The organism is Prevotella sp. SGI.167 (assembly GCF_050313615.1).
In the GTDB taxonomy this organism is placed as follows: Bacteria; Bacteroidota; Bacteroidia; order Bacteroidales; family Bacteroidaceae; genus Prevotella.
The window spans coordinates 1-2,117 of sequence record NZ_JBNPLT010000083.1 but is presented as its reverse complement, the minus strand read 5'-3'; the positions used below and the strand labels follow the sequence as shown (position 1 = coordinate 2,117).

At 46.5% G+C, this 2,117-nt stretch carries 1 protein-coding gene; it reads right to left on the bottom strand.

Going from position 1 to position 2,117, the window contains the following annotated elements:
- Window positions 1-654: 654 nt before the first annotated feature.
- Entirely contained in the window at window positions 655-1,851 is a 1,197-nt protein-coding gene (locus ACQRBJ_RS15885) for a sugar MFS transporter (protein ID WP_445304212.1), read from the bottom strand.
- Window positions 1,852-2,117: the final 266 nt, after the last annotated feature.

The window sequence follows — 2,117 nt, the reverse complement described above, 5'->3', positions numbered from 1 at the left end:
CTGTCAAGTGGCTTGATTACAGAATCCAAGGCTGCCGTCTTACTCAACAAAACGACAGAGGAAGTGTTACATAATTTCGTTCTTGCCTAATGGAAATAGTAATCAGCGATACCAAGACGAACTTCTTCACCATGATATCCTATCGAAAGAAGAATATATAACCAAGCTTAAAGCCTTGCTGGAGTCCAACCATCGCCTTCCGACAAAGGAAATTATGAAACGAATCGAGGATTCTCTTTGATAATGTGCCATGATAACAACTCCAGCTAGTAAACTCATCAGCATAGCCCATTGATTGGGCTATGCCAATAAGCATATTCTAAAACACCAAGAAATTCACAATAAATCAACAAAATCCCCCGAATATAAGCTGTAAACTATTAACTATAAACTGTTAACTATAAACTCTCTTCTCCCGGCGGTCCCAGCCCGCAAAAAATGGCGAAGACTAGAAGCAAGTTGTAATAAGGCGGTCCCAGCCCGCAAAAAATGGCGAAGACCTTTGATGGTCCGCCAACCTTATAGCGTAGCGGTTCCGAGCACCGGATGGCGGTTTCCCTCTTCTTCCCTGAGGGGAGAAGACCGAGATGAGAGGTGGAGCCTTCCTTAAGGGTAAGGAAGGACGGGTAGGTTTTCGAAAAATCCTCCTTGTATCTAAAGAGGAACGTGGCGATTCAAAAGAGCATACGTTCCAATCACCCCATAACATACTAGCGGTATGAGGAATGCAATCGCCATACTGCCCGTAGTATCCGCTATATACCCCATGATTACAGGAGCAACCGCTCCACCCACAATCGTCATGATGAGTAGGGAAGAGGCAAGCTTGGTCTTTGTACCCGCATCCCTCAATGCCAGCGAGAAGATAGTCGGAAACATGATGCTCTCTCCCAGATACAGGGCGAAGAACGCAATGAGAGATAAGGTTCCGCTACATACCACTACAATCAATGTAGCTACAAAGGTGAGGATGGCACAGACCAGCAGTACCAGCCTTGGCTGGATATAATTCATGATGACACCACCAGCCAACCTGCCGATAAAGAACAGACCCATTCCGCCAAAGGCAAGATACAGACTGGCAGTCTGCTTCTCTATATGAATACTCTCCTCAGCATAGTTGATGAAGAAACTGTTCACACCCGTCTGGGCAGCCACATAGAGAAACAAGGTCAGCATACCGAAACCGAATGCCATCACTCGCATCGGCTTCTCCTCAACCTTCTCATTCGTATCCGCCTCATGCGCTCTCCTTGGGTCCGGCAACTTAATCCTTGACAGGACCAGTGCTACAGCAAGCACGAAGATACCCACCAGAGCATAAGGAATGGCGATGTTGACACCCGAGAACAGGAGCTGTCCGCCAACCAGCGGTCCTACAATCCATCCGATACCATTGAGCGACTGCGACAGGTTGATTCTGCTCTCCGCCTTGTCAGGATGTCCCAGTACCGTAGTATAAGGATTCGCACTCGTTTCCAGACAGGTCAGTCCGCATCCTATCACAAACAGCGACAGGACGAAGAAGTTGAAACTGTTGATCCTGCTTCCCGGTATGAACATCAGAGCACCGATACCGAAGAGAACCAGTCCAGTTATCACACCCCTCCTGTAGCCCCACTTCCGGATTATCCATCCGGCAGGTAGCGCCATCAGAAAGTAGGCACCATAGACAGCAGCCTGCGTCAAGGCCGACATCGCCTTGCTGATATGGAACGACTCCTGGAAATGCGGATTCAGCACCTCCAGGATGCCATGGGCAAAGCCCCACATGAAGAAGAGACTGCTGATGATGAGGAAGGGCACCAGATAGTTATGCCCTTCGTATCTGAAGAAGGATGGCTTCATCATATTTTTCTTTATTCTTTTTTAGACTAAAATCATGGTGCAAAGGTACGAAACTTTATTTAGGGTAAAACCACCAATACAGCGTCCCCACAATTTATTAGCGGGTTAGCCGTACCAGTATTTTTGAATAAAGTTTTGATTTTCTAAAATTTAACAATCAAGCGACGGCTTGGGATGTCTTAATTAGACTTTTTCGATTTTTAAAGCAGCTTTAACTAAAAGTGCTTCTGTCATCAAGGCATGACACTTCCCCTCCAATACATAAATTA

Bases quoted from the DNA above. Each gene is read 5' to 3' on its own strand.
- ACQRBJ_RS15885 (WP_445304212.1), bottom strand. From the start codon at position 1,851: ATGATGAAGCCATCCTTCTTCAGATACGAAGGGCATAACTATCTGGTG.